General features: G+C 72.6%; 16 protein-coding genes. 5 read left to right on the top strand and 11 right to left on the bottom strand.

Going from position 1 to position 21,559, the window contains the following annotated elements; genetic code table 11:
* Nucleotides 1-4: 4 nt before the first annotated feature.
* Nucleotides 5-571, top strand: coding sequence for a Uma2 family endonuclease (locus tag ACIG3E_RS03490; protein ID WP_399610660.1), 567 nt, complete (start codon nucleotides 5-7; stop codon nucleotides 569-571).
* Between the two features lie 66 nt (nucleotides 572-637).
* On the opposite strand, the gene argS is transcribed toward ACIG3E_RS03490, so the two are convergent.
* A complete protein-coding gene (argS, locus tag ACIG3E_RS03485; RefSeq protein ID WP_399610657.1) occupies nucleotides 638-2,395 on the bottom strand; it encodes an arginine--tRNA ligase in 1,758 nt (585 codons plus the stop codon).
* Between the two features lie 226 nt (nucleotides 2,396-2,621).
* Between argS and lysS the strand changes: the two genes are divergently transcribed.
* Nucleotides 2,622-4,388: a lysine--tRNA ligase gene (gene lysS, locus ACIG3E_RS03480; protein WP_399610782.1), complete on the top strand. Its 1,767-nt coding sequence runs from the start codon at nucleotides 2,622-2,624 to the stop codon at nucleotides 4,386-4,388.
* Nucleotides 4,389-5,088: 700 nt separating this feature from the next.
* On the opposite strand, the gene ACIG3E_RS03475 is transcribed toward lysS, so the two are convergent.
* The 3 genes from ACIG3E_RS03475 to ACIG3E_RS03465 form a co-directional block, all read right to left on the bottom strand.
* Nucleotides 5,089-6,522 (bottom strand): DUF2637 domain-containing protein, encoded by a 1,434-nt coding sequence (locus tag ACIG3E_RS03475; protein WP_399610654.1) that lies wholly within the window; start codon nucleotides 6,520-6,522, stop codon nucleotides 5,089-5,091.
* A 328-nt stretch (nucleotides 6,523-6,850) separates the two neighbouring features.
* Complete coding sequence (locus ACIG3E_RS03470) at nucleotides 6,851-7,708, bottom strand: DUF3558 domain-containing protein (protein ID WP_399610652.1); 858 nt, start codon at nucleotides 7,706-7,708, stop codon at nucleotides 6,851-6,853.
* Between the two features lie 134 nt (nucleotides 7,709-7,842).
* On the bottom strand, nucleotides 7,843-8,763 hold the full coding sequence (locus tag ACIG3E_RS03465) for a DUF3558 domain-containing protein (protein ID WP_399610649.1): 921 nt from the start codon (nucleotides 8,761-8,763) through the stop codon (nucleotides 7,843-7,845).
* Between the two features lie 192 nt (nucleotides 8,764-8,955).
* On the opposite strand from ACIG3E_RS03465, the gene ACIG3E_RS03460 reads away from it, so the two are divergent.
* Nucleotides 8,956-10,149: an RtcB family protein gene (locus tag ACIG3E_RS03460; protein ID WP_399610647.1), complete on the top strand. Its 1,194-nt coding sequence runs from the start codon at nucleotides 8,956-8,958 to the stop codon at nucleotides 10,147-10,149.
* Between the two features lie 51 nt (nucleotides 10,150-10,200).
* On the opposite strand, the gene ACIG3E_RS03455 is transcribed toward ACIG3E_RS03460, so the two are convergent.
* The 5 genes from ACIG3E_RS03455 to ACIG3E_RS03435 all read right to left on the bottom strand — a co-directional run bounded on the left by ACIG3E_RS03455 (nucleotide 10,201) and on the right by ACIG3E_RS03435 (nucleotide 13,268).
* Nucleotides 10,201-11,034: a hypothetical protein gene (locus tag ACIG3E_RS03455; protein WP_399610646.1), complete on the bottom strand. Its 834-nt coding sequence runs from the start codon at nucleotides 11,032-11,034 to the stop codon at nucleotides 10,201-10,203.
* 167 nt (nucleotides 11,035-11,201) lie between these two features.
* Complete coding sequence (locus ACIG3E_RS03450; protein WP_399610643.1) at nucleotides 11,202-11,411, bottom strand: hypothetical protein; 210 nt, start codon at nucleotides 11,409-11,411, stop codon at nucleotides 11,202-11,204.
* Nucleotides 11,408-12,196, bottom strand: a complete 789-nt coding sequence (locus ACIG3E_RS03445; RefSeq protein ID WP_242720727.1) for an SDR family NAD(P)-dependent oxidoreductase — start codon at nucleotides 12,194-12,196, stop codon at nucleotides 11,408-11,410. The genes ACIG3E_RS03450 and ACIG3E_RS03445 overlap by 4 nt, the downstream gene beginning before the upstream one ends.
* A 72-nt stretch (nucleotides 12,197-12,268) precedes the next feature.
* A complete protein-coding gene (locus ACIG3E_RS03440; RefSeq protein ID WP_399610639.1) occupies nucleotides 12,269-12,604 on the bottom strand; it encodes a YnfA family protein in 336 nt (111 codons plus the stop codon).
* A 127-nt stretch (nucleotides 12,605-12,731) separates the two neighbouring features.
* Nucleotides 12,732-13,268: a GNAT family N-acetyltransferase gene (locus ACIG3E_RS03435; RefSeq protein ID WP_399610637.1), complete on the bottom strand. Its 537-nt coding sequence runs from the start codon at nucleotides 13,266-13,268 to the stop codon at nucleotides 12,732-12,734.
* A 140-nt stretch (nucleotides 13,269-13,408) separates the two neighbouring features.
* Between ACIG3E_RS03435 and ACIG3E_RS03430 the strand changes: the two genes are divergently transcribed.
* Nucleotides 13,409-13,627 (top strand): hypothetical protein, encoded by a 219-nt coding sequence (locus ACIG3E_RS03430; protein WP_399610635.1) that lies wholly within the window; start codon nucleotides 13,409-13,411, stop codon nucleotides 13,625-13,627.
* Nucleotides 13,624-15,552, top strand: coding sequence for an aKG-HExxH-type peptide beta-hydroxylase (locus tag ACIG3E_RS03425; RefSeq protein WP_399610632.1), 1,929 nt, complete (start codon nucleotides 13,624-13,626; stop codon nucleotides 15,550-15,552). The genes ACIG3E_RS03430 and ACIG3E_RS03425 overlap by 4 nt, the downstream gene beginning before the upstream one ends.
* 55 nt (nucleotides 15,553-15,607) lie before the next feature.
* On the opposite strand, the gene fxsT is transcribed toward ACIG3E_RS03425, so the two are convergent.
* Together fxsT and ACIG3E_RS03415 are read right to left on the bottom strand one after the other, a co-directional pair.
* A complete protein-coding gene (fxsT, locus tag ACIG3E_RS03420) occupies nucleotides 15,608-20,236 on the bottom strand; it encodes an FxSxx-COOH system tetratricopeptide repeat protein (RefSeq protein ID WP_399610629.1) in 4,629 nt (1,542 codons plus the stop codon).
* Entirely contained in the window at nucleotides 20,233-21,495 is a 1,263-nt protein-coding gene (locus ACIG3E_RS03415) for an AAA family ATPase (RefSeq protein WP_399610627.1), read from the bottom strand. Before ACIG3E_RS03415 ends, fxsT begins: the two co-directional genes overlap by 4 nt.
* Between the last annotated feature and the right edge of the window lie 64 nt (nucleotides 21,496-21,559).

The following is a 21,559-nucleotide window of genomic DNA, read 5'->3' as shown; positions in this document are numbered from 1 at the left end:
TGTCATGACTCTCACGAGCCCGGAGCGCGCGATGACGCGGCTGCGCAAGGCCGCCGAGGCCGCGGAGGAAGCCAGTGGCCTGCGGGCCGAGATCATCCGGGGAGTGCTCATGATGTCGCCGACGCCGCGTGGCAAACACGCGAAGGCCATCAACGACCTGTACGACCGATTGCGCCCCGTGCTGCCGGAGCACCTGAGCGCGTTCCAGGTCTCCTCGGTCTGCATGCCCGACAACCCCGACGACTACGCCACCCCCGACCTCCTCATCTGCGACGTGGCCTTCGGTGACTCCGACGACTGGCTGGTCGACCCGGCTGACGTCGAGCTCGTCGTCGAGGTGGTGTCCAAGAGCAACAGCAGCAAGGACACCCGCGACATGGTCGAGTGGTACGCCGACGCGGGCATCCCGGCGTATCTCCTCGTGGACCCGAGGGACGGCACCTGGATCCTCTACACCGTGCCGCGCGAGGGCGAGTTCCAGGGGCGGCGGCGCGGCAAGTTCGGGGAGGACGTCGACATTCCGGGGCTTGAGGTGACGGTGGCCACCGAAGGGTTCCCGCTCTACGGCTGAGCGTGGATGCGAAAGGGCCGGTCCCCGCGTGGTGCGGGGACCGGCCCTTTCGGGTGCGTACGGGGATCACAGCCGCTCGGGCGTCCTGATGCCCAGGAGGGCCATGCCCTGCTGGAGGGTGCGGGCCGTCAGGGCGCAGAGGAACAGGCGGTTCTCGACCTGGGCCGGGGTGTCCGCCTTCAGGACCGGGCACTTGTCGTAGAACGTCGTGTACAGGGACGCCAGCTGGTAGAGGTAGGCCGCCAGCTTGTGCGGGGCGTACTCGGCGGCGGCCTCGAAGACCGTGTCGCCGAACGCGTCCAGGTGCAGGCCGAGGGCGCGCTCCGCCGGGGAGAGCTCCAGCTCGGGGTGCGCGGTCGGCCGCGTCTCGCCCGCCTTGCGCAGGATCGACTGGATGCGGGCGTACGCGTACTGGAGGTAGACGGAGGTGTCGCCGTTGAGCGAGACCATCTGGTCCAGGTCGAACTTGTAGTCGCGGCTCGGCGACGTGGACAGGTCCGCGTACTTCACCGCGCCGATGCCGACCTGCGCGGCCCGCTCCTGGATCTCGTCCTCGGTGAGGTCCCGCGCCTTCTCGCGCACGACCTCGGCGGCGCGCTGCACCGCCTCGTCCAGGAGGTCCTCCAGGCGCACGGTCTCGCCCTCACGCGTCTTGAACGGCTTGCCGTCCGCGCCGAGCACCGTGCCGTAGCCCATGTTGTGCGCGGTGACGTCGTCGTTCAGCCACCCGGCCCGCCGGGCCGTCTCGAAGACCATCCGGAAGTGCAGGGACTGGCGTACGTCCACCACGTACAGGAGCGTCGTCGCGTGCAGCCCGAAGACGCGGTCGCGGATCGCGGACAGGTCGGAGGCCGCGTAGCCGAAGCCGCCGTCGGCCTTCTGCACGATCAGCGGGACCGGCTTGTCGTCCTTGCCCTTGATGTCGTCGAAGAAGACGACGAGCGCGCCCTCGGAGCGGACGGCGACGCCCGACTCCTCCAGCATGCGGGCCGTCTCGGCCATCATGTCGTTGTACGCGGACTCGCCGACGATCTCCTCGTCGCGGATGCGCATGTCCAGCTTCTCGAAGACCGAGTAGAAGTAGACCTTCGACTCGTCCACGAACCGCTGCCACAGCTCAAGGGTCTCCTTGTCGCCGGACTGGAGGGCGACGACCCGCTTGCGGGCCCGCTCCTTGAAGTCCTCGTCGGCGTCGAAGACCGCGCGCGAGGCCTTGTAGACCCGGTTCAGGTTCGACATGGCCTGCTCGCCGTCCGTGTCGGTCTCCCCGGCCAGCTCGCCCGGGTTCTCGATCAGGTACTGGATGAGCATGCCGAACTGGGTGCCCCAGTCGCCGATGTGGTGGCGGCCGACCGTCTTCTCGCCGGTGAAGTCGAGCATGCCGCGCAGCGCGTCGCCGATGACCGCCGAGCGCAGGTGGCCGACGTGCATCTCCTTCGCCACGTTCGGCTGGGCGTAGTCGATGACCGTGGTGCCGGGCTCGGCCTTCAGGGGCACGCCGAGGCGGTCGCCGTCGGCCGCGCGGGCCGCGAGCGTCTCGGTGATCGCCCGGTCCGTGACCGTGATGTTCAGGAAGCCGGGGCCGGAGACCTCGACGTCCTTCAGGAGCTCCGGCGCGTCGATCGACTCGACGACCCGCGTCGCGAGGTCGCGCGGGTTGGCCTGCTGCTTCTTGGCGAGCGCGAGGATCCCGTTGGCCTGGAAGTCGGCCCTGTCACTGCGTCGCAGCAGCGGGTCGGCGGGGGCGGCCTCCGGCAGGGCTGCCGAGAGGGCGTCCGCGAGGCGCTGGTGGACGGAGGCGGTGAGGGACTGGACCGAGGCCATGGAGTGGGTGCCGTTCTCCTCGAGGGTGTGGGTAGACCTGGCCAGTATCCCACGGGGCGTCCAACGGATTTCGCGGTCGCGACGGGGCCGCGCGCCGGTGCTCCACCCCAGGTCGGCGGGCGGAACGGAAAGGCGTTTTCGCGGTTGCCGGGCGACCTGGGAGAATGGTGCGGTCCAGCGGTACGCCCGTACGTACCGGCATCGAGGCAGGAAAAGAAGGGCGCCGATCGTGGCTCAGAGCACCGATACCACCGACTGGGTCTCCCGCTACGCGGACGAGGTCATCGCCGAGTCGGAGCGTCGTGCCGCGGGCGCGAAATCCGCCACCGCCGCACCGGTGATCGTGGTGGCCTCGGGCCTGTCCCCCTCCGGCCCCATCCACCTGGGCAACCTGCGCGAGGTCATGACCCCGCACCTGGTCGCCGACGAGATCCGCCGCCGCGGCCACACGGTCCGCCACCTGATCTCCTGGGACGACTACGACCGCTACCGCAAGGTCCCGGCCGGGGTCCCCGGCGTCGACGAGTCCTGGGCCGAGCACATCGGCAAGCCGCTGACCTCGGTGCCCGCCCCCGCCGGGTCCGCGCACCCGAACTGGGCCGAGCACTTCAAGTCCGCGATGATCGCCTCCCTGCGCGAGCTCGGCGTCGAGTTCGACGGGATCAGCCAGACCGAGCAGTACACCTCGGGCGCCTACCGCGAGCAGGTCCTGCACGCGATGCGGCACCGCGCCGACATCGACGCGATCCTCGACCAGTACCGCACGAAGAAGGACCCCGCCAAGGGCAAGAAGCAGGCCCAGAAGCCCGTCGACGAGGCCGAGCTGGAGGCCGCGGAGGGCTCCGGCGCCGCCGGTGAGGACGACGGCAGCGGCGGCTCCGCCGGGTACTTCCCGTACAAGCCGTACTGCGGCCGCTGCGAGAAGGACCTCACCACCGTCACCTCGTACGACGACGAGACCACCGAGCTGGCCTACGTCTGCACCGCGTGCGGCTTCGACGAGACCGTCCTGCTGAGCGAGTTCAACCGCGGCAAGCTCGTCTGGAAGGTCGACTGGCCCATGCGCTGGGCCTACGAGGGCGTGGTCTTCGAGCCGAGCGGCGTGGACCACTCGTCCCCCGGCTCCTCGTTCGTCGTCGGCGGGCAGATCGTCCGGCAGATCTTCGACGGCGTGCAGCCCATCGGCCCCATGTACGCCTTCGTCGGCATCAGCGGCATGGCCAAGATGTCCTCGTCGCGCGGCGGCGTGCCCACGCCCGCCGACGCGCTGAAGATCATGGAAGCGCCGCTGCTCCGCTGGCTGTACGCGCGCCGCAAGCCCAACCAGTCCTTCAAGATCGCCTTCGACCAGGAGATCCAGCGGCTCTACGACGAGTGGGACAAGCTGGAGGCCAAGGTCGCCGACGGCAGCGCGCTGCCCGCCGACGCCGCCGCGCACGCCCGCGCCGTGCGCACCGCCGCGGGCGAGCTGCCGCGGACCCCGCGGCCGCTGCCCTACCGCACGCTGGCCTCCGTCGCCGACATCACCGCCGGGGCCGAGGATCAGACCCTGCGGATCCTGCGCGACCTCGACCCGTCGGAGCCGCTCGCCTCCCTCGACGAGGTCCGGCCCCGGCTCGACCGCGCCGAGAACTGGATCACCACGCAGGTCCCGGCCGACGCCCGCACGATCGTCAGGGCCGAGCCCGACGCGGAGCTCCTGGCGTCCCTGGACGACGAGGCCCGCGAATCGCTGCGGCTCCTCCTGGAGGGCCTGGACTCGCACTGGTCCCTGGACGGTCTGACGCACCTCGTGTACGGCGTGCCGAAGGTGCGGGCCGGGTTCTCCGCCGACGCCACGGCCAAGGAGCTGCCGCCGGAGATCAAGGTGGCGCAGCGCTCCTTCTTCGCGCTCCTGTACCGCCTCCTGGTCACCCGGGAGACGGGGCCGCGGCTGCCTACGCTGCTGCTTGCGGTGGGGGCGGGGCGGGTGCGCAAGCTCCTCGGAGCCTGACCTGGCCCCTGGGCCTCGAACCGGTCCCTCGCCCGGGCCCCGGCGACATGGCTGCTCGGCGGCTGGGGCCCGCCCTCGCCCTCGCGCCCCGGGCCCTGGCGACAGGGTTGCCCAGTGCCTGGGGCTGTGCCCACAGCGGGGGCGGCGCTGCGTGTGCGGGGTGGTCCCGCCACCCGCCCCCGCCCTCGTGCCCCGGGGCCTGGCGACATGGCTGCTCGGCGGCTGGGGCCCGCCCTCGCCCTCGCGCCCCGGGCCTTGGCGACAGGGTTGCTCGGCGGCGGGGCTGTGCCCACAGCGGGGCGGGGCTGCGGGCGCTGCTGCGTGGTCCCACCACCCGCCCCCGCCCTTGTGCCCTGGGCCGTGGCGATACGGCTGCTCGGCGGCTGGGGCTGTGCCCACCCGTCCCGCCCTGCGGGACGATTGCCCACAGCGGGGGGCGGGGTGGCGCTGCGTGTGCGGCGTGGTCCCGCCGCCCGCCCCCGACCGGGGCGCGGGCTGACGCTGTGCGTTGGGGTCGGGCGGGCGAAGGCTGGTGTGACGGGTGGGTGGGTGGGAGGAAAACCGCCGCGGTAGCGGGGGTTCGCTGGCCACTTAGTCGCGGCGCTGGGCGTCGGGGTCGGGCGGGCGAAGCTTGGTGTGGCGGGTGGGTGGGTGGGAGAGGGGCCGCCGCGGTAGCGGGGGACCGTTCGGCCGCGCTCGGTCAGGCGATGTGTTCCTCGGCGTCCAGGTCCTGCTGGTAGCGGTCCCGGAAGTCGCGCAGGTAGGGGCGGAGCGTGCTCTCGGCGAGGGGGCCGCCCGCCTGGCCCGTGATGCCGTACAGCTCCATCAGGTACAGGCTGAACTGGCGGGCGTTGGGGTAGTCCCCCATCTCGCTCACGTACTTGCGGAAGGCGTTGAAGTACGCCTCCTCGCGCGTCATGTCGTCCGGCAGCCCCGGACCGCCCTCGACGGGCTCGGGCAGCGGCTCGGGCAGTGGCTCGGGCTCCTCGGCGGGCGCCTGCTCCGCGCGCGGGTTAGGGATCAGCTGCCCGTTCGCCAGCGGGCGGGTGCGGCCGGGGCCCGACGGGACGCGGAACTCGGGCGCGTCCGGAGCCTGCTGCGCGTACGGCCGCGCGTCCTCGAACGTCTCGTAGGCCTCGTCGTACGCCTGCTGCTCCTCGTACGCCGCCTGCTCCTCGTACCACTCGTCGTACGGACCCTCCGGGTCGTACGGGAGCGGCGCCTCGCCCTGGGAGCGCTGCTGCGGCGGCGCCGCGAACCACGGGCTGTCGTGCTGCCCGGGCGCCCGCTGCTCCTCGGCCCCCTCGGACTGCTGGGGCTTCTGGGGCTTCTGGAGGTCTACGGGCCGCTGGGGCTCAGGGGCAGGGGCGGGCGGCGCCGGGGCCAGCTCCGGCTGCTGGGCGGCCGGAGCGGCGGGCACGGCCACGGGGGCGGGCGCGGGCGGCAGCACGGCCGGTTCGATGCCCGCCGCGGCCAGCCCCGCCGGAGCGGTCTCCGCCAGCGGCACCCCGTAACGGGCGAGCCGCAGCGGCATCAGCGACTCCACCGGAGCCTTGGTGCGCCAGCGGCGGCCGAAGCGGGAGCGCAGCCGGGCCTGGTAGACGAGCCGCTCCTGCTCCAGCTTGATGACCTGGTCGTAACTGCGCAGCTCCCACAGCTTCATCCGGCGCCACAGCAGGAACGTGGGCAGCGGGGAGAGCAGCCAGCGCGTCAGGCGCACGCCCTCCATGTGCTTGTCTGCCGTGATGTCCGCGATGCGCCCGACCGCGTGCCGCGCGGCCTCCACCGCCACCACGAAGAGCACCGGGATCACGGCGTGCATGCCCACGCCCAGCGGATCCGGCCACGCCGCCGCGCCGTTGAACGCGATCGTCGCCGCCGTCAGGAGCCACGCCGTCTGGCGGAGCAGCGGGAACGGGATGCGGATCCAGGTGAGGAGCAGGTCGAGCGCGAGGAGCACGCAGATGCCCGCGTCGATGCCGATGGGGAACACCACGGAGAAGGTGCCGAAGCCCTTCTTCTCGGCGAGCTCGCGCACGGCCGCGTACGAACCGGCGAAGCCGATACCGGCGATGACGAGCGCACCGAAGACGACGACCCCGATGAGTATCCGGTGCATGCGTGTCAGCTGCATCGCGGCCACCCGCGAACCCCTCCCTATTCCGGCTGTTGCGAGCGACAGCGTGGCACATGTGTGCGGCTGAGCGTGAGCCGGTACCGCTGGCCCGGGCGGTGGGGCGCGGTGCGGCCCGTGTGCCACAGGTCGTCAACAGCGCCGACCCTCCGCCGTGATGAGCCGCGGCCCACTGCGTGCGCCGCGGCTCATCGCCGTACAACACCAACACCGCCATGGTGGGCGCAGGGCCGCTGACCGGAGAACCGGAAGCCCGGCCGCGCGCTGCGGCCGGGCTCTTCCGTGCCTGTGTGGCTGGTTCGCTCTGCGGAGCTGACCGACCGGCGGGCTAGCTCTTGTGCTTGGCGCCGTCCAGGGCCGAGCCCTTGCCGTCACCGGCCTTCGGCTTGTCCTTCGCGTCGTCCTTCGGCTTGTCCGAAGTCGCCGTGCCGCCCGCCTTGTTCGCCGCGACGACCGACGCGGCGGCCTCCTTCGCGGCCTTCTGCGTGGCCTTGCCGAGGTCGGCGGCGTTCGGCTGCTTGTCGCCCGCGAGGCCCGCGCCGTTGTAGTCGACCGTGACGACGGCGTTCTCCACGCGCGTCACCAGGGTCTGCTGCTTGAAGGTCTCCTTGTCCTTGGTCACGTCGTAGCTGACCAGCGTCGCCTGGTCGCCCGTGCCCGGCACCGGAGTGGTCTTCACGCTCTTCGCGCCCTTGACCGCCTGCGCGTCCGCGACCTGCTTGGCGAAGTTGGCCTGCGCGCGCTTGGCGCCGCTGCCCAGGGACTGGTCGGACTCGAAGCGGTTCAGGGAGACCCGCAGCCAGCGGAACTGGGAGCCGTCGACGCCGTTGTCCTCCAGGCTCTCCCAGGTGCAGTTGCCACGCGTCGACACGTCGTCCGACGTGCCCGTCTTGCCCGCCTTGTCCTTGGCGGACGGGACGAGGCCGTCGAGCGTCTTCTTCGACAGCGTCTTGCAGGGCTCGGGAAGCTTGCCGTACGCGGCCTTCTCGACGGTCGCGGCCTCGCCGCCGGAGCCCTTCGACGCCGAGGCGGAGGGCTTGTCCGCGGAGTCCTTCTTGCCGCCGTCCGAACCGGAGCCGGAGTCGTCGCCGCTGCAGGCGGCGGCGAAGAGGATCACCGGTGCGGCGGCCGCGCCCACCAGAACGCGGGTGAGTCGCTGTCGCTGTCGCTGTGCGGGTCGGTGCATGGTTCCTTCACTCGTGTTCGCTCGTGGCGTCCGTGCGGGTGCGCGTGGACCACAGGGTCCGTTGGGCCACCGTACGCGGTGAGCGACGCGGGTGACCCGGCTTCCCGGGAGCCCGGTCCGGCATCGCGGACCCGTCAGCCGTTGAACCGGTCGGTGAGGTTTTCGGCCAGTTCACGCGCGTTGTCCTGCATTTCCTTGGAGTCCGGGACCTCGGTGCGGCGGGCGGGCTGCTCGTCGTACTCGACGGTGACGACGACGTTCGACGTGCGGAACACCACAGTCACGGTCCGGTGGCGGCTCGCCGACGAAGCGGTGCTGAGCACGTCCGCGAGGAACGCCTCGTCGCCCAGGTCGTCCAGGGTGCGGGACTCCAGGCCCTCGGGGGTGGCCTCGGGGTCGGGGGTGTCCCCCGGCTCGGTCCCGTCGCCCATGCCGACCTCGGCGGCCGCGCCGCCCTGCGCCCTGGCGGCGACCTGGGTCCCCTCGGACCCCTGGGGCTTCTCGGAGCCCTTGGACTTCTTCGGCCCCTGGGTCCCCTCGGGCTCGTCCGACCCCTCGGAGCCGGACGGGGACGGGGACTCCTCCTCGGACCCCGAGGCCGACGGCTCCGGGACGTCCGCCTCGCGGAGCTTCGTCCGGTAGACCTCCTGCGCGCGGGCGTCGTCGCTCACGGCCCCGTCGTACGAGACGACGCGCTCGAAGTCGACGAGCAGGTGGTGCGTGGCGTCGGGGGACTCGACCTTCCAGCGGCAGCCCACGCGGCGGTCGGTGTCGTAGGTGACCGTGGGGGAGCCCCCGTAGGCCTTCTCGCGCTGGCCCGCGTCCTTGATCTCCGCGATGCCGGGCAGCATCGCGTCGAGCGTCGAGTGGTCGACCGCGCCGCAGGGCTCGGGCAGGGTGCGGTACCTGCCGGGCTCGGCGGCCGTCGTCGAAGCACCCGTGTCGCCGGACTTGTCGTCGCCGTCGTCGTCGTGGCCCGAGCCGCTGGTGCAGCCGCCGAGCAGTGCCACGAGGAGGACCGCGGCGCCCGGTACATAGACCTTCCTCCGCTGCACCGTGCTGGCTCCTCTCGGTCCTGTCCGGTCCGTCCGGCCTGGTTATTGGGTTGCCGCCGGCGGGCGGCCGGTGGACACAATGTGTATCGCACGCGCTGCCGTGGACGCCGGTCCGTTTTCCCATTCGTTGACCTTGGCGCCGGTATTTGCGCTCCAGTGCTTTTGCTTTGATTCCGGGGGAATGAGGACGGTATGTCGTACGTAGAGGTTCCGGGCGCGCAGGTGCCGATCCGGATGTGGGCCGACCCCAGCACGGTCGAGGACGTCGCGATGCAGCAGCTGCGGAACGTGGCCACGCTGCCGTGGATCAAAGGTCTGGCCGTCATGCCGGACGTCCACTTCGGCAAGGGGGCGACGGTCGGCTCCGTGATCGCCATGAAGGACGCGGTGTGCCCGGCCGCGGTCGGCGTCGACATCGGCTGCGGCATGTCCGCCGTCCGCACGTCCCTCACCGCGAACGACCTCCCCGGCGACCTGTCCCGCCTCCGCTCGAAGATCGAGCAGGCGATTCCGGTGGGCCGCGGGATGCACGACTCCCCGGTCGACCCGGGGGGCTTCCACGGCTTCGCTACGGCGGGGTGGGAGGGGTTCTGGGGGCGGTTCGAGGGGGTGGCGGACGCGGTGAAGTTCCGTCGGGAGCGGGCAATGGTGCAAATGGGGACACTTGGGTCGGGCAACCACTTTGTTGAAGTTTGCATTAGTGGCGATGGTGCGGTGTGGCTGATGCTGCACTCCGGCTCCCGCAACATCGGCAAGGAGCTGGCCGACCACCACATCGGCGTCGCCCGCGACCTGCCGCACAACCAGGGCCTGGTGGACCGCGACCTGGCCGTCTTCATCGCGGAAACGCCGCAGATGGCGGCGTACCGGAACGACCTCTTCTGGGCCCAGGAGTACGCGAAGTACAACCGCGCGATCATGATGGCGCTCCTGAAGGACGTCGTCCGCAAGGAGTTCAAGAAGGCCAAGCCGACGTTCGAGCAGGAGATCTCCTGCCACCACAACTACGTGTCGGAGGAGCGGTACGACGGCATGGACCTGCTCGTCACCCGCAAGGGCGCGATCCGCGCGGGCTCCGGCGACTACGGCATCATCCCGGGCTCGATGGGCACCGGCTCGTACATCGTGAAGGGCCTCGGCAACGAGGCGTCGTTCAACTCGGCCTCGCACGGCGCGGGCCGCAGGATGAGCCGGAACGCCGCGAAGAAGCGCTTCTCCACGCAGGACCTGGAGGAGCAGACGCGGGGCGTGGAGTGCCGCAAGGACTCGGGCGTCGTGGACGAGATCCCCGGCGCGTACAAGCCGATCGAGCAGGTCATCGACCAGCAGACCGACCTGGTCGCGGTCGTGGCAAAGCTCAAGCAGGTGGTGTGCGTGAAGGGCTGACAGCGCGTTGGGCCCGGGCTGATGCCAGCCCGGGCCCCGGTGTTCAGTACGTCACTGCTCGGTTGGTGTCGGCACCTGGCCGCTGCGTAGTCGCCATAAGCGCATGTGACAGCTCCGCTCGCTTCGTCCGAGATAGTCGGCTGCTGTCGAGCTGTCGCCGATCCGCAGGAGCCTCCGGTCTTCTTCGGGCGTCCAGCGTCGTTGTGTGTGAGCCACCCTCATGCCAACAGGGCGGCTCCATGCGGCGAGTGAATCGGCCTTGTCCAGCTTGCGTTGCAGTGAGAGGCAGCCTGGGTAGTAGAGGGCAGCCGCCAGTGTCTGTGCGGGCTCCTTCGTGTAGAGGACGTTGTAGATGCTGTCCCGGGCGTTGCGTTTGATCGTGCGGTCGGCGCCGGTGAGATCGCGGGCGTAGTCACAGAAGAACGCGGCGATCGCGGTGCTGGCCGTGGTCAGTGAAACGAACGGCCACCCTTGGCTCGTGTAGCCGACGGAGCCGTCGGCATCGACGATGCCCCGGACGTAGTCCCGCGTGCAGAAGGCCACTCGGGGCGGTGCGATGTCCTTGGACTTGCGGCCGTAGGGCAGGCCGAGTGCGTTGATCCTGGTTCTGGCCTCCAGGGAGCACATGCTCCACGTCGCCGAGGTGTGGACCGGGGCGAAGTTCGTCGTTCGAGTGCGCTGGGTGACGCTGCTGTTGTAGGGCGTCAGTTGTTTGAACGTGTACAGCAGCTCGATATCCCGCGCGTTGACCTCGGCTGTCAGGCGGCCCTTCTGACCTGCCCCTTGGTGCAGGTGTCCGTCCATCTGTAAGAACCCGAACATGTACGCGTACTCGGGGACTTCGAGGTCCATGAAGCCGTGCCCGTTAGGCTCGTGTGCAGCCATGAGGAAGGTGCCCTTCCTGCTTGGTCAGGCCCTCGGTTCGGGATGCCGCCCGGCCGGGGGCCGTCTGTGTGATGTTGTCGGTTTGAGCCTAGGCAGGCCGGACATCACGGAGGAATGGCGATAGAACGCGTTCACCTGGATAGGTGAACGCGTTCGAGGCGGGGTGGCTACTTCGCGTGGGAGACCGCGTAGATCATGACGAAGGCCACGATGTGGATGCCGAAGAGGAAGTACGCGAGGTACCACCACACCATGCGTTCGTTCTTCTTCTCCTGCTGGAGGCGGCGGGACTCCTGCTCGTGGCGGAGGCGGTCGAGGGGGTCCGTGGAGTCGGGGGAGCCGCCGGGGGTGCCGGGGTCGTCGGCCGCGTAGGTCACGGCTGCTCCCGGTGGACCTTGGTGTTGGAGGCCTGGGCGCGGGGGCGGACCACCAGCAGGTCGACGTTGACGTGTGGCGGGCGGGTGACCGCCCAGGTGATCGTGTCGGCGACGTCCTCGGCGGTCAGGGGCTCGGCCACGCCCGCGTACACCTTGGCGGCCTTCTCCGCGTCGCCGCCGAAGCGGGTGAGGGCGAAGCCCTCGGTCCTGACCATGCCGGGGGCGATCTCGATGACGCGGACCGGAGTGCCGACGATCTCCAGGCGGAGGGTCTCGGCGAGGACGTGGGCGCCGTGCTTGGCGGCCACGTAGCCCGCGCCGCCCTCGTACGTGGCGTGGCCCGCGGTGGAGGAGACGACGACCACCGTGCCGTCGCCGCTCGCGGTGAGGGCGGGGAGCAGGGCCTGGGTGACGTTCAGGGTGCCGATGACGTTCGTCTCGTACATCTGCCGCCAGTCGGCCGGGTCGCCGGTGGCGACGGGGTCGGCGCCGAGCGCGCCGCCCGCGTTGTTCACCAGGACGGCGATGCGCTGGAAGGCCGTGGCGAAGGCGTCGACGGCCGCGCGGTCGGTGACGTCGAGGCCGTACGCCGTCGCGCTGTGGCCCGCCTCCGTCAGCTCCGCGGCGAGCGCCTCGACGCGGTCCTTGCGGCGGGCCGTCAGGACGACGCGGTATCCGGCCTCGGCGAGGCCGCGCGCCGTCGCGGCGCCGATGCCGCCGCTGGCGCCGGTGACGACGGCGATGCCGGGCTTGCGGGGGGTGTCGGCGTGCGGCGTGGACGGCATGGGGCTGCTCCCTCGGGTGCGGGGCTCGTACGGGCGTTCTCTCGCTCCGGCAGCCAGGATAGGCGGGGTGCCTCACTCGCCTCGCGGCGCGTACATGATCAGGGCCATGCCCGCGAGGCACACCAGGGCGCCGGTGACGTCCCACCGGTCGGGCCGGTAGCCGTCCGCGACCGCGCCCCAGGCGAGCGACCCGGCCACGAAGACGCCGCCGTACGCCGCAAGGACGCGGCCGAACTCGGCGTCGGTCTGGAGCGTCGCGACGAAGCCGTAGAGCCCGAGGGCGAGGACGCCCGCGCCGATCCACACCCAGCCCCGGTGCTCCCGCACGCCCTGCCAGACGAGCCAGGCGCCGCCGATCTCGAAGAGGGCGGCGACGGCGAAGAGGGCGGCGGAGCGGGCGACGAGCATGGCACCCAGGGTGTCACGGGCCGCGGTGCCGACCGGCCCGCCGCCTTGGTCCCGGCCGCTGTGTCGCGCCGTGGCGTCGGCCGGTCCGCCGCCCCCGCCGCGCCGCGTGCCGCGCCACCCCCTGGCCTCAGCCGGTCCGGGCCTCTGTCAGGTCCAGCGCCCAGTCGTTGCACCGGCTCCAGCGGCCCTTCGGGTACTCGAAGTCGCCCGTGCCCACGAGAGTGAAGCCCGCCTTGCGGCAGACCGCGTTGGACGGGGCGTTCGCCGTGGCCGGGAAGGCGTGCAGCGAGCCGTGGCGGCCGACCGTGCGGGCGTCCTCGACGGCCAGGAGGGTGGCGGTGACGGCGAGGCCCCTGCCCTGGAACTCCGGCAGGACGCCCCAGCCCGTCTCCCAGATCGTCTGCCCGGCGTGGATCGCCTCCCAGTAGCCGACGAGGCCCGCGGCCTCTCCCGTGTCCGCCGTCACGATCGTGAACATCCGGCCCGTGCCGCCCAGGTGCAGATATCTGTGGTGGCGGTCGCGGAGCTTCTCCTCCGGCTCGGGGCCGCCCAAGTGCGCCGTCATCGCGGGGGTGTTGTGCAGGACGAGCTGCGGGAAGTCACCCTCGCCGTACGGGACGAGGCGGACCGGTGGCGGGTGGGCCGTGCTGGGTGTGCGCTCCATGTCCTCACGGTAGGGGGAGGGTCTGACAACGCCGCCCTGGCACGGGATGACCAGCGTCAGTCTTCCGCTGGCGTGCCAATGCAGCCACCATGGAAGCGGATTCTGAGTCGCGGAACCGTAACGTCAGGGGGAACCACGGTATGGCGGAGTCTGCGAAGGACTTCTGTTCCGACTTGGTCGATCTGTCCGGGGTCTCCTTGGTCTCCTTGGCGGAGCTGCACGCCGGTGACGATCCGGTGCTGCGGCGGGCACTGCACCGCGCCGCACGCCGGGCGAGCGTGTTCCCCGGCACGCTGGACGAGCAGAACAGCGAGGAAATGGCACTGCTGCGCGGGGACCGGCCGAGGCGCCGGGGGTGACCGACGGGCGGCTGGACCCCTACCGGCTCCCCGAGGAGTCGTTGAGGTCCATCGCCGCAGGTGACGCCCGGGCTCCGGAGCTGCGGCTGCTGCGCTCCGCCCAGCGCAGCCACCTGCTGCTGGTCCTGAGGTCGCTGGTCGACCACAGCGGCGTGGCGCGGGCCCGGCCGCCCCGCGTCGGCGCAGCGGCGCCCCGCCTCGGCGCGGTGGCGTCGGCGGAGGCGGCCTGGTGCCTGCTCGCCGCCGTGCAGCGCGGTGACCCGGGCGCGGTCGACGCGGTCCTCGCGGACCCCATGGTGATGGCCTGGGCCATGCGGCTGCTGCGGCGGCTGCGCGGCGTCGGGCGGGGCGCCGCCCCCTCGGCTTCCTCGGCGGCGCCGCTGTGGGCGGATGTCGGCCAGTTGTACGCGCTGGCCGCGGCGGCGGCACTGCGTGCCGGGCGGGACGCCGTGGTGGGCGTACCGGCCCACCGGGGCATGGTGTGGGTGCCCGGCGCCGGGGTCGTGGGGCCGCTGTCGGCGCGCAGGTGGAGCGGGGCCGAGGTCCGGGTGGCCGCGCACGGCGCGGTCGTACGGGGGGAGGGCGGGGAGGTGCGGCTGCCCCGGGACCTGGGGGAGTCCGCGCCGGGGTGGCAGCCGCTTCCGGTGCTGTGGTCCGCGGCGCCCTGGTCCGAGGAGCCGGGGGCCGCGCTCCGCTTCGACACGGTGACGCCGTACCGCGACTTCGTGGTGTCCCCGCGGGCGCCGGTGCGGATGGCGGGGCGGCGGTCCGGGCTGTGGCGGGAGCGGGTCGCCGGTGCGTGCGCCCTGCTGACCCGCGAGTCCCCGGCGGACGCGGTGCGGCTCGCGGCGCTGGTGCGGGTCCTGGTGCCCCGGGCCTTCGCCGCGTCCACGCGGGGCCAGGTGGCCAGTTCCTCCTCGCCGGACGCCTTCGGCGCGGTCACGCTTTCGCTGCCGTACGACGAGGCGCAGATGGCCGCCACGCTGGTGCACGAGACCCGCCATCAGCAGTTGAACGCGCTGCTCAGCCTCGTGCCGCTGGTGCGGGAGCCGGACGCGGGCGGGGGGCGTCCGCTGCACTACGCGCCCTGGCGCAGCGATCCGCGGCCCGTGCACGGCCTGTTGCACGGGGTGTTCGCGTTCGCGGGGGTGGCGCGTTTCTGGCGGCTGCACCGGGAGTTCGTCACGGGGGACGAGGCGCGGCGTGCCGACTTCGAGTTCGCCGTGTTCCGGGACCAGGTGCGGGAGGTCGCCGCCGCGCTCCTTGCGGGTGCGGAACTCACCGCGGCGGGGCGCCTGTTCGTGGAGGAGATCGCGGCGGCGGCCGAGGGGTGGGCGAAGGAGGACGTCATGGCCGAGCCCGCGCGGCTGGCCGCGCACTACTGCGCGTTGCGGCGGGCCGTGTGGCGGGCGCGGCACCTGGAGTTCGACGGGGAGGCGGCGCGGCGGGCCGCTGCCGCGCGGGCGGCGGGCGAGGCGGCTGGGCCGCTGCCGGGCTCGCGGCTGCGGCCGCGTCCGGACGCGATCCGCACGGACACCTTCGGGCACGTGGTCCGGCTCTATCTGGGGACGCCGGACGAGTTCGCCCGCCGCTGGCGGAAGGCCGACGCGGCGGGGGACGTGGTGGTCGGTGCCGAGTGCGCGGCGGTGGCCGGGGACGCCGACGGTGCCGCGCGCCGTTACGCGGCGTGGGCCGAGGCGGAGCCGGACGACGTGGAGGCGTGGATCGGCGCGGTGCTCGCGGACCCGGGCCGCTCGGCGGCCGGGGAGCTGCTGCTCGGCCGCCCGGAGGCCGTGGCGGCGGTGCGCCGGGCGGCGGCGGCCGAAGGCGGAGAGCCGCCGGGCCCGTTGGAGCTCGCGCGGTGGCTGCGCGGCGCTGTCGCCGCGCCCGGCGGTGAGAGCGGCGAGAGCGGCGACAGCAGGTAGAGCGGCGGCAGCCGGTATCGGCGACAGCAGGTGTCGCCGCCAGCGACCGGCGTGGCTAGAGCGAGATCAGGTCGATGTCCGCGTTGGCCCTGAGTCCCTTCTCGGCGTCGCGGGTCGCGGGGTGGGACGGGCCCAGGATGGTCCGGTACGTGGACAGCGCCTCTTGGAGGATCTGGCCGCTCTCCTCCGTCCGGCCCAGGGCCTTGAGGTCGTGGCTGAGGTTCAGCTGGACGGCGAGGTTCGCGGGGTGCCGTTCGCGCAGCCGCGCGGCCTCCTCGGCGACGGCCGCGTCGATCTCGTAGGCCCGGTCGGGGCGGCCGAGCGCGAAGTGGTCGCTGGCGAGGTTCATCCGGGCGAGCAGGGTGCGCGGGTGCTCGGCGGAGAGCGTGCGGGTCAGCCCGTCGACGATCTCCTGGTCCAGGGCGAGGGCGCCGTCGTTCTCGCCGAGCAGCCGCAGGGTCACGGCGAGGTTCATGGCCATGGCGTGGCTGTGCGGGTGTTCGCGGCCGTAGAGCCCGCGGTGCTCCTCCAGGGCCTGTTCGGTCAGCTGCCTGGCCTCTTGCAGCTTGCCGACCTGGCGCAGGTCGTTGGCGTGGCTGATGGCCATCTGGAGGTACTGGCGGCTGCGCTCCCCGAAGCGGTTGCGCACCAGGGAGACGTACGGGGTGGAGAGTTCGTACGCGCCTTCGTGGTCGCCCTTCTTGCGGCGGGTCACGCAGAGGTTGCGGATCACCTGGACGGTGAACCAGTGGTCACCGCCGAGCTGGTCGCGCAGTTCCTCGGCGAGCTGCTCGTAGCCTTCGAGCGCCTCCTCGTACCGGCCCACTTCCTGGAGGTCGAGGAGGTAGGCGTTGTAGGTGGTCAGGGTGTAGAGGTGGTCCTCGCCGAGGACCTCCACGCGGCGTTGCCACGTGTCGTGGTCCAGTTCCCGCGCCTTCTCCGGTGAGCCCGCGAGGCGCAGGCTCACCGCGTAGTTGTGGGCGGTGAGGAGGGTGGCGGGGTCGTCGGGGCCGAATTCGGCGAGGCTCGTCTCGTAGACCCGCTGGTCGATCTCGCGGGCTTCGTAGAAGTTGCCGCGGATGCGGTGGTTGCCCGCCATGAAGCTCTGGGCCTGGAGGGTGTTCTCGTGGGCGTCGCCGAGGGCCCTGCGGTAGCGGTCGACGAGTTCGGCCTGGAGGTGGAAGGCGCGGTCGAGGTCGAGGTTCTGCTCGCGCAGGGCCTGGGCGATCTGCTGGTCGATGCCGAGGACTTCCTCGTGGTCCTCGCCGAGCCGCTGCCGCCAGATGTCGGCGGCGCGTTCGCCCAGGTTGAGGGCCGCCGCGTAGTCCCCCCTGGCCCGCAGGAACCACACCTCGTTGAGGACGAGGCGGCGGGTCCAACCCTCTTGGCATTCGACGGCGTTGGAGGACCGCAGATGGGTGAGGAGGGAGGAGTAGCGCGGCCAGAAGGTGGCGCGCTGGGGGTTCCTGGGGTCGGCGTTGGACAGGAGCTGGTGGGCGGCGTGCCGCATCTGGGCCCGCTCCTGGGGGTTCATCTGCTCGACGAGGACGCGCTGGACCAGGCGGTGCAGCTGGACGGTCGACTGGCGGTGGTCGATGCGGGCGAGGGCGTAGCGGCCGATCTCGCGCACGGCGCGGCCGAGTTTGACGGGGTCGTCGAGCGCGGCCTGGAGTTCCTGGGGCACGGAGATGCCGCGGACGGCGGAGAAGAGGTCCCAGGAGATGGGTTCGGGGGCGAAGAACGCGCAGACCTGGAGGAGTTGGAGGGCGTCGGGGCGGTCCTCGCGGAGGCGTTCCAGGGACACGTTCCAGGCGGCCGCGACCGGCATCTCGTAGTCGGGCGGCGGGTCGGACTGGAGGAGTTCGGCCCATTTGCGTTCGAAGAGTTCCAGGTACTGCTGGACGGGCATGCCCGTCTCGGCCAGCCAGACGGAGGCCTGTTCGACGGCCAGGGGGAGGTCGCCGAGGGAGGCGGCGAGGTGGTTGACGGCCTCGTCGGGGAGCTCGGGGCTGCGGCGGCGCAGCAGCGAGACGCTCTCCTCGCGGGCGAACACGTCGACCTCCAGGGAGCTCGCCGTGCTGGACCACTGGACGTTGCGGGAGGTGACGAGGATCCGTCCGGGGCCGTCGCTGGGGAAGTACTTGCGTACTTCTTTGGGGTCTTCGGCGTTGTCGAACACCAGCAGCCAATCGCTGTAGGGCTCGCCCCTGCGCAGCGCGTCGAGGACGGCCGGGACCGCGGAGATCTCGGAACCGGCCTGGAGCCCCATCTGTTCGCCCAGTTCGATGAGGGACTGGACGATCTGGTTCTCCTGCTCGGAGGCCACCCACCAGATGAGCCGGTAGTCGCGGCTGTGCCGGTACACGTATTCGACGGCGATCTGTGACTTCCCCACGCCGCCCATGCCGTGCAGCGCCTCGGGGAGCACCGCGGTGACTCCGGTGCCGAGGCGGTCCTGCAGCTGTTCGAGCAGGGTTTGGCGGCCGGTGAAGTTCCTGTTCCGCTGCGGTACGTTCCCCCAGATTCGGGGCGGGTCGTGCGGGCCGCGCGGGCCCGGGGCAACCGGCAGACCGGCAGACACGGCGGGGCCTCCAGAAAGGGAGCGAGGGGGAGCTGAGGGGGAGGGGGGTGGGGTGGTTGCGGAGGGGGTGGGAGCAGTGGGGGGTGGGGCGGTGGGGGACGCGGCCCGGGATGGGGGCGGCGCCGGAAAGCCCTCGCGGTCCGGGGTGTTCGCCGGGGCTTGCGGCCGGTACCGTATCGCAGTTTGATGGCTCTTTTTCAAGTTTGACCCGCTATCAGCCTTTGAGTACTGTAATGAATGCTTATGTCCTGATGTAAAGGCTTCGTTAAGAGTCAGGGCGCGCGGGCCTGCCGCATGGCTTTGCAACAGCCTTCCCAGATGGTTGGCGCGGGCGAGATAGGGCCCCGAAAGGGCGCAGAGCGCGGTGTAGAGATGGGTCACGAAAGGGCGCGTCTGGTCCGTGATCGGCGGGTCCGCGGGGTCGCCGTCCGGCGCGACCAGGGCGCCGCCGCCCTCCCAGAGCGCTTCGAGCCGGGGCCCCAGGAACCCCTGGACCTGCCGCAGCGCCCCGAGGGTGTCGGCGCGCCGCCCGAGCGCGAGCAGCTCCTCGCGCACGCCCTCCACGAAGTCGTACGACACGCGGTACGCGTCCTCGACGTCGGCGGTGTCGTCGCCGCGGCGCACCAGGCCGAGCAGTACGATCTCGGCCAGGTTCCAGAACCGGGTGCCCGGCAGGGCCTGTTGGAGCAGCCGCATGACCGGCAGGTTCAGGGGCACCGCCGCCAGGCGCTTGGCCAGGGCGAAGCCCGCGGGCGACGCGGTGGCGCGGAACCGGCGCACCACGGCGGCCGCCCGCTCGGCGCGGTCCCGCTCAGGGGACGGCTCGGGCGCGGCGCCCCGGCCTGGCCCTGCGGTCTCGTCGAGGCCCTCCAGGAGCACGTCGGCGAGGCGCTCGGGCACCGGGCCGACCGCCTCCGCGCGCAGGTCCCCGGCCGGTGCCGTCAGGAGCGCGGCGATGCGGTGCCACTGGCTGGTGTCGGCCGCGGCCACCAGGCGGGCCCAGCGGCCGAGCGACTCCGGGCGCAGCTCCACCACCGGGACGGCGACGGCGTCCGCGGGGCCCGGCTCGGGGACGGCGCGGGGCGCCAGGGCGTCGGCTTCCGGGGGGCAGGTCTCGGCGTCGTAGCGGCGGTTGGGCTCGGCCGGGGACGCGGTGCGCAGCCGGACGGGCGTGACCGTGGGCAGGGTGAGGTCCCACAGGTGCTGGGGCAGCACGTTCAGGACGGCGGTGGGGGAGGTGCCCGCGAGGCGGTGCAGGAACGCGGCGGCGCTGCCGTCGCGCCAGGCCTCGTGGCCGCCGTCCGTGACGACGAGGACCAGTTGGCGCGCGCTGGGGGACAGGGCGGCGGGCGGGGCCCCGTGCGGGCTCCAGCGCAGCCGCCGCACCGTGCGGAACGCCGCCGTCTGCTCCATCAGCTCGCCGATCTGGCGGGCCGTGCGGCGCCACAGGGCCATCGAGGGGCCGTCGTCCACGAGCAGCAGCAGGTCCTGGCGCCGCTCCGGCAGCGAGCGGCACACCGGCGTCCACAGGCCGTCCACGGCGGCCCGCTCGGCGGTGGCCTCCTCGTCGAGGGCCGTGTCGTACGGCGAGGACCGGAACAGGCGCAGCGGGCGCAGGGCACGACCGAGGGCGAGGGAGTCGAGCCGCGTGCCGTCGGTGCGGGCGGCCTGCTCGCCGCCCGGGGCGCCGCCGAAGCCGCCGCGCAGGCCGACGAGCGGCCGGACGGGGGCGGCGGCGACGGGCGGTGCCTTCTCGTGGGCGGGTTGCGGGCGTTCCTGGGGGTGTTCTCGGGGGCGCTCGCGTGCGGGTTCCTGGGGGAGCTCCTTCGGGTGCTCGCCCGGGGCGTCAGGGGAGTCGGGCGCGTGGGGCGCGTGGGGCGCATCGGGGGCGTCGGGGGCGGGGCGCCCCGGCCGGGCCGTGCCGCGCGTCGCCTGCGGCGGGGGGAACACCGGAAGCGCCGCGTCCCGGCAGGCGGCCAGGTACACCGCGTCCGCGAGCTCCGACCACGTGGGCCCGTCCGGATTCGGGGTGTCCGGGGCCTGCCCGGCGCGCGCGGACTCCCGTGCGGCCTCGGGCGGCGGCTCCGCGGCGGCGACCGTCATCCCGGCCTCGATTCCGCCCCCGCCCCGTCGAGCCGGTGCCACAGGGCGTCGACCAGTTCGTCGAGCGCCCCCGCGTCGGCGGGTAGGCGTCCCGAGGTCGTCAAGTACACGGAGTTCAACAGCTGGTCGATGGCGAGGCCGCCGCGCTCCCGGCTGCGCCTCAGGAACCGCTCGATCAGATCGCCGCCGTCCCCGGCGCGGGTGGCCGCGCCTTCCGCGAGGTGTGCCGTCACCATGTCGACGAGCTGCGTACGATCCGGATCCGGCATATGCAGGCGCAAACAGCGCCGTAAGAAGGCGGGTGGGAACTCGCGTTCGCCGTTGGACGTGATGACCACGATTGGGAAGGCGCGGCAGCGGACGACGCCGCCGACGATCTCCGCGGTGCCCTCCGGGTCGTCGGTCAGGACGGTCACGCGCGGATGGCGCCGCCGGGCCCGCAGCAGCTCGGAGACGGGGAACTGACCCTCTTCGAAGACGCTCAGCAAGTCGTTGGCCAGGTCCTGGTCGCTCTTGTCCAGCTCGTCGATCAGCAGGACGCGCGGCGTCTCGTACGGGAGCAACGCCGTGCCCAGGGGGCCGAGTTGGACGTAGTCGCCGATTCCGGGGAGCTGCTCGTCGGCCGCCGCCGCGCCGCCGTCGGCCGTCCGGGGTGCGACGGGGGAGTCCTCCGCCGTGCGCAGCGCGCGCAGCGCGGCGGAGTCCTGCACGCGGCCGATCGCGTCGTACTCGTACAGGCCCGAGCGCAGTGTCGTCCTGCTGGTGATGTGCCAGCGGAGGACCCGGCCGAGCCGCAGCTCGCGGCTGATGCGGTAGGCGAGGCTGCTCTTGCCCGTGCCGGGGCGGCCCGTCACCAGGAGCGGGCGTCGCAGAAGCAAAGCGGCGTTGACCATGTCGGCCTCGCGCCGCAGCTGCTCGGAGGCCGGGGAGCGCCCCGAAGGCCTGCCGAGCCTGCGCGCGACCTCGTCGTCGCCGGCGGGGGGCGGCGGCACCACGGGCCCGCCGGTGAAGCGGCGCCAGGGCGGTGGTTCGGGCAGCAGCTCGCGCAGGGTCGTGTCGTACAGGGGCTGTCCCGAACCTCGGTAGATCCACCAGCGGTTCTGGCTTGCGGAGCCGGACGTTCCGGCAGAGGTGGCGGGGTGGGGCGAGCCGGGGTCCGGGCCGGATCCGGGGTCGGGGCCGCCCTCGGCGGGGCCGGGGCCCGTGGCCGCCGGGTCCGCCGCTTCCGCGGGTGTCGCCGTGTCCGCGTCAGGAGTCATGTCCTGTGACCGGACGGCCTGTGACCGGACGTCCTCGGCGCCCGCCGCGCCGACCGGGCGGATC

The sequence above is a fragment of the Streptomyces sp. NPDC053474 genome (assembly GCF_044544845.1).
Taxonomy (GTDB): domain Bacteria; phylum Actinomycetota; class Actinomycetes; order Streptomycetales; family Streptomycetaceae; genus Streptomyces.
This window is presented reverse-complemented; position numbering and strand designations above follow the sequence as displayed.